The organism is Massilia niastensis DSM 21313 (assembly GCF_000382345.1).
In the GTDB taxonomy this organism is placed as follows: domain Bacteria; phylum Pseudomonadota; class Gammaproteobacteria; order Burkholderiales; family Burkholderiaceae_D; genus Telluria; species Telluria niastensis.
Genome location: NZ_KB908187.1, coordinates 1 through 6232, shown reverse-complemented (window position 1 = coordinate 6232; position 6232 = coordinate 1). Strand labels below are relative to the sequence as shown.

The window sequence follows — 6232 nt, the reverse complement described above, 5'->3', positions numbered from 1 at the left end:
GTGGACACAGAAATTCGTACGCTGGTACAACCAGGAACACAAGCACAGCAGCCTGAAATTCGTGACGCCGGCGCAGCGCCACACTGGTCAGGATGCGGCGATTCTGGCGTGCCGCGAGAAGGTCTATCGAGACGCCAGAAACAGCAATCCGGGGCGCTGGTCGCGCGGCACGAGGAATTGGAAGCTGGAAGACCAGGTCTGGTTGAATCCGGAACGGATTCGGCCAGAAGCACTACAGCAAGTAGCTTGAGGTGACGCGACAACTACGTTGACAAACGCCGGTGACTCGCTACAGCGGGAACAGTTGGCAGCGTGGTTTGCCGCAGTTCGTAGTCTTGGAAACCCGGTAATGTCAGCATACTTGCAGACGCTGCTTCTCACCGGCGCAAGGCCGGGAGAAATCATGGCAATGCGTTGGGAGGACTTGAACCTTCGATGGAAGGGGCTCACCATTAGGGATAAAGTGGAGGGAGAGCGGGAAGTACCACTTACTCCGTACGTAGCAAACGTTCTTAAGGCCTTACCTCGTCGTAATGATTGGGTGTTTTCGAGTACAAAGGGTGGGCATATCACCAGTCCGAACTATCAACTGAATTCGGTGTGCTCTGTCGCTGGCATTGAGGGGCTAACGCTGCATGGATTGAGGCGGTCGTTCAAATCACTGTCTGAGTGGCTCGACTTGCCCGCTGGTGTAATCGCCCAAATTCAAGGGCACAAGCCGAGTGCTACAGTGGAAAAGCATTATACGAATAGGCCTCTAGATCTTCTCCGCATCCATCATGAGAAACTAGAGGCATGGATTCTGTTGCAAGCGAATGTCGATGCTGCGCTGGACGTGACTAAATTACGTGCGATCCCGGCCTAACCCAAGTACGGTACGTTGTTGAAGCAAAGAAATGCAACTCAGCACGCAGTGAACCGCTAAAATACTAGGCAGCCTTTGTCACACTAAAAAAATGTGTGCAGAGAACCCTAAATACTCATCGCCTAAATTATGCGAAAAATAGATCGCGAAACCGTTGAAGTTCCTTCGATTTTGTACTCTGACGCAGTACGTGAAGCACGAAACACCATTGCGCACCACTTCAATTTTGCGGAACAGAGCAGACACTCCCGAAGAGCGCCTATTGCACGCGACCTCTTCGCCAACATGCAGGTACGAGAGCATTTGGATAGAATTTTTTATGGGAAATGTGCGTTTTGTGAAACGAAGGTAGCCGATGGAGCACAAGCAATCGACCATTTCAGGCCACTTGGCTATGCGTCTGGAATTGGCGATAGAAGTACCAGTCCTGATCACTATGCCTGGTTTGCATACGAGTGGAAAAACCTCTTATTGTGCTGTCCTACATGTACTAAAAACAAAGCGAACTTATTTCCTGTAACTGGCCCGCGCGCACCAATACTCTGCTCTTTCGGCGAAGCAAATAAAGAAGAAAAATTTCTGCTGTTAGATCCTACGATCGACGAACCTTGGAGACATTTAGATTTCGATAATGAAGGTTACTGCATTCCTAAATCAAAACGAGGCAATGTTACAATCCAAGTTTTCCAACTCAACCGTTCTGAGCTCTTAGCACTGAGAAAAGAAAAGATTACAGAATGTGTCGGAGCCATAAGAATATTAAAATACGGCGCTAAGTTAGGCGCACGCCCACTTCAAGACTTGTTAACGCCAGGAAGCGAAAATTCAGGGGCGGCAATTATTTTCACGAGAGGTTTTGCACGGTATTTGGCAAAAAAGCTACACCAGCCACTACCTCCCGGGATCAAAATAATCACTTACCTAGACAGTCTAGTCGGAGTAATACCCGACGCGTTGCTTGAGAATTCCATATCGGAATATACCGATCCAATTGTAAGAAAAAACCTTACGCGTGTACAGAACCGCCCCCTTGTACCAGTTGAGCATGCATATCCAACTTTAAAGTATTTAGAGAAGCGCCATCAAATCAGCGATCATTCAAGAATAACGAAGATCGAAGTTCGCAATTTCAAGGGAATATCATCGCTTTCTCTGTCGTTTAGCGAAAATCAAATGGGCGAGCTTAGCACTCCGTGCATGATGATAATAGGCGAAAATTCAACAGGGAAAAGCTCGTTATTACAGGGAATCGCGCTGTGTTTAATGGGAGAAAAAAAGCGCACCAAATTAAAACTAAACCCAGAAGATTTCATCAGTAGAAACTCCTCCGACTGGAAACTAATTGGGGACAGTGACGCAAGCATTGAAATATTCTTTGAGAGTCGCGAATCCGCCAAACTTAATATAAATCCGCTTGCACGCAAATTCGATGGAACTTTTGATCCATCGACAGTGATTCTCGCATATGGAGCAAGACGATTCTTTACTGAGAAATCCAAAAGTGGAACTTCCATTGAATCCATCCGTACAATGTTTTTCCCACTTGCGACGATATCACATCCGAATACCTGGATAGCTGGATTAGATGAGGAAGCTTTCGCGTCGGTTGCAAGAGCAATGCGGGAAATACTTGCCCTTCAATACGAGGACGAAGTTGTACGCGACGGCGATGGACGGGTATTCGTATTTGCACATGGACGACAGACGCCGATAGATAAGCTAAGTGATGGTTACCTCTCACTTTTTGCAATGGCAATCGATATCATGCGCGAAATGCTTAACACCTGGGGCAGCCTAGAAGTAGCACGTGGAATAGTATTAATAGATGAGATAGAAACACATCTACATCCTCGCTGGAAGATGCAGGTTGTTGGAGCTTTACGGAAAGCGCTTCCAAATGTTCAGTTTATTGCTACGACGCACGACCCTCTTTGTTTGCGGGGAATGAATGATTCGGAAGTAATTGTTCTTCACCGGAGTGAAGGCAATACTATTAAAAAGCTCGAAAACCTTCCTCCCATAAGTGGTATGCGGGCTGAACAAATACTTACATCAGATTACTTTGGTTTAGCAAGCACTTCTGATGCGAATTTCGAAGCACAGCTCAATCAACTGGGTGTGTTAGCACGCACACCTCGACGGCAAATGGAAGAGAAAGACCGAGACTTCGCGTCTAAATTGGAAAAAGATGTTCGATCCAGGCTTTCTATAGGCGACACAGCCATTGAACAAATTTTAAATGAAGCGATGATGCACTATCTGCTCGAACGGAGAGATCCTGGTGTAGTTGACCGTAAAACTTTACGTGAGGCTGCGGTAGCTGACGTCTTGAAAGCACTAAAGGAAAGTGATTAAGGCTATGCGATATGTTGACCGCAGCAAAGTAGCCGAACCGCCGTCCTTAATTGAGGCGAACAAGCCAACTAATTCCGAAATGGCTCGAGCAGTCGATCATTATTCGAGTAGCGTAGATTCTTCTTTCGATTTCACTTGGTATAAAAAAAATGACGTTGTCACAGCTTTGGAATCCCTTTTCCACAAAAAATGTGCTTATTGCGAGTCTCCTTACACCGCTGTGATGCCGGTAGATGTAGAACACTATCGGCCGAAAGGACGCTTGGAAGGTGAGCCTAAGCACCTAGGTTATTGGTGGTTAGCCCTTAAATGGGACAACCTACTCCCTAGTTGTATTGACTGCAACCGACGGCGGTATCACCGCACTGCAAATCCTACGGGAACAATGGAATGGCTTGAGCGAACGAACATTGGGAAACTAGATGCGTTTCCGATTTCGGGCCCTCGAGCTTTTATGCATACGGATTCTACTGCCAATGAAAAAGCGTTACTGCTAGACCCGACGTCCGACAATCCAGACAATCATCTATTTTGGCCTGTGGACCGAGAACTCAGTGTCGTTTCTGCCCTTGAACCGGAAGACGACGGACCTGGGATGACAACTATCTGGACCGTCGCTCTTAATAGGCAAGGGCTTGTGGAGACAAGAACTAGTCACCTCAACATACTAAAAAGGATAAGTAGAAAAGCCTTTAAATTTTTTGACCGCGCTATTACGTTAGATGGTGCCCATCGAAAAGACGCGATCGATGATGGCCTCGAGGAACTGGAGGAACTAAAAAAATGGTGCAGCCCAGACCAGCCTTATTCCGCACTAGCTAACGCATTTTACCGTCAAACGAGGCAACTCCTGATTAAACGCTATGAAGCACTGATAGAAAATAAAGAGATCACAGTGGCTGCGTAGGCTAAAAGATGAAAATTTAACATCATTCTCGAGCGCCGCTGCAACACAGTCAAAATCTTAGGAAAAATGGACTGTTAATGAAACTAAACTGGGGTTGCATTGGGCACATCGTATATGTTGTTCGTCAACTCACTCATCAGCCGATGATCAAGCAAAATTTGCATAATGGTTCGCGCCGTCTGATCACACGGGACAATTCTATTTGTTGCGGCATCAAAATTAATTCCCCAGTTACGGCGAGTGTTAACCTGTTGAAGATTTGAAAGAAATGCTGGCTGAGCATATAAACCCTTTTGCTCGACCACCGCCATGCGCCTAAGCTGTATAGCATTAGTGCCGACATAATTTATCAGTGGCTGCAGATTCGTAAACAGGCTTGAAAACTGAGGATTCTGTTGCAATCCATTAAATGCTTGAGCGTACGAAGTTCGATAGCCCATTGTCGATTCGAAAGCACGTTTAGAGGCGATAAAAACAGAATTACTTACACAATAGAAATCAAAGGTTTTTTCAATTGAAAATCCGTTATCCTCTGCTGCTGCCAACTCCCCATTACGAAAGATCATATTTATGTATTTCGTAGGATAAGATGTCTTCCATGACGCTGTAGAGCGTTTCACTGCATAAATTGTGTCGGCGCCGCTTACAAACTTTACCACATATCCTTCGGCACCTTGAATATCTTTTATAGAATTTACGCCATGCTCAGGTTCTGGCCTATCAACTTGCACCTTTAAAAAACTGAAATCGGAACCTTGTGATGAGGTTGCAAGACAGCTATTCTCGTTGACCTCGGCCAAATAAGAATATGGGGCAAATTCGGTTAATCGAAGCATTTCGTCCCGAACGATTTGCTTTACCAACTGATTGAGCCGACCATCAGTCCGAACGTACCAAGCGTTGAATTTTCTGACAGTACTGCTTTTTTTGAAAACCCACAAATAAACCGCACTTTGCGCAAAATCAAAATTTTTCAGTGAATCAAATTCAGCCTGCATGCTTAATCCTTGAGAATATAGAAATCTTGAACTGTTTGCCCCTGCTGTGGCCCTGGTATCAGAGTACCTTGTTTAAGTACTCGAACCTCGCGGGAGTGGCCACCGATGAGAATTGTTACCTCGTACAGCCGCCATTTGTACATTAGAAGCAACGGGTTCATCAATATTTGACCTGATCTGTATGTTATAGCAAACATCCAGACCAAGAAGACCAAAAACCCCAACATTTTCTGAGGCTCCGAATAACTTATTCCCATAAATGAAACGACATAAGGGAATGTATAATTTATCAATTCATTGGGAATTGATTTAACCTGAATAACTTCGACGCGAAAAGGATAAGAAAGCTTTCTAAAAGACAGATTCGCCAAAAAAACCGCTAAAATGGCAATGCATATAAACGCAATCGAATATTTAGGATTCGCGAATGGAATATAAGAGCAGCTTTCAGCTTTAAATTCAGTCCAAGAGCAAAGATCACGTGACCACCAAGTAACTGGAATATCTTGGACCGCCAAGATAATCGCAAGTGGAAGGTAAGATCCAATAAAGATCAAAAAACCTGATATTAGTCGAAATTGCAAGAGCGGCTCTAGTATAAGGGTCAATAACTTAAGTTTAGTCTTCTGCCGTGTGCTTGGCAACTAAAGCTGTCTCATCTGTTGAGCAAGACAAACGCTTTGCGTACCGGTTTCTAGCCGTTAGCCCGCAACATAGCCAGGTGTCAGTGGTGACTTAGGTATTGATAAAATACGTTATCGCTAGTAAGGCCGAGCCCGCAACGAGTGGAGCTGGCAGTGCGTTCATCGAGCCGCTAAGCGCTACGGCCACTTAGAAAATTTGGAGTTGGGTGTCCAGTTTGTAATGACATGTTGTGAGGTACAGAGTCCAGACGAGGTGCGTCTCGACGGCAAAACCACGTCAGGTTTCGCAAGCACCAGCTCAAGTACTTCGACGTCAAAAGGCGACGGTGGCGTTAGCGCCCTCGGCGTGTAGCTGCCGGCTCTTACAACGGCGTTTGTCAACGTAGTTGTCGCGTCACCTCAAGCTACTTGCTGTAGTGCTTCTGGCCGAATCCGTTCCGGATTCAACCAGACCTGGTCTTCC

Annotated in this window: 4 protein-coding genes and 2 pseudogenes; 4 read left to right on the top strand and 2 right to left on the bottom strand. The window is 45.7% G+C overall.

Annotated features, from left to right (window positions below; all coding sequences use genetic code 11):
• The 4 genes and pseudogenes from H162_RS34925 to H162_RS34610 form a co-directional block, all read left to right on the top strand.
• A pseudogene (locus H162_RS34925) lies at window positions 1-250 on the top strand (IS3 family transposase); the annotation flags it as partial.
• A 33-nt stretch (window positions 251-283) separates the two neighbouring features.
• Window positions 284-865: pseudogene (locus H162_RS33765) on the top strand (tyrosine-type recombinase/integrase); the annotation flags it as partial.
• A gap of 303 nt (window positions 866-1168) precedes the next feature.
• Window positions 1169-3220 (top strand): AAA family ATPase, encoded by a 2052-nt coding sequence (locus H162_RS33760; RefSeq protein WP_169444604.1) that lies wholly within the window; start codon window positions 1169-1171, stop codon window positions 3218-3220.
• Window positions 3221-3224: 4 nt separating this feature from the next.
• On the top strand, window positions 3225-4127 hold the full coding sequence (locus tag H162_RS34610) for an HNH endonuclease family protein (protein WP_156885878.1): 903 nt from the start codon (window positions 3225-3227) through the stop codon (window positions 4125-4127).
• A gap of 83 nt (window positions 4128-4210) precedes the next feature.
• Here H162_RS34610 and H162_RS33000 read toward each other — a convergent pair whose 3' ends face one another.
• Window positions 4211-5125, bottom strand: coding sequence for a DUF4868 domain-containing protein (locus H162_RS33000; protein ID WP_051110031.1), 915 nt, complete (start codon window positions 5123-5125; stop codon window positions 4211-4213).
• 2 nt (window positions 5126-5127) lie between these two features.
• A complete protein-coding gene (locus tag H162_RS32995; RefSeq protein WP_051110032.1) occupies window positions 5128-5709 on the bottom strand; it encodes a KwaA family protein in 582 nt (193 codons plus the stop codon).
• Between the last annotated feature and the right edge of the window lie 523 nt (window positions 5710-6232).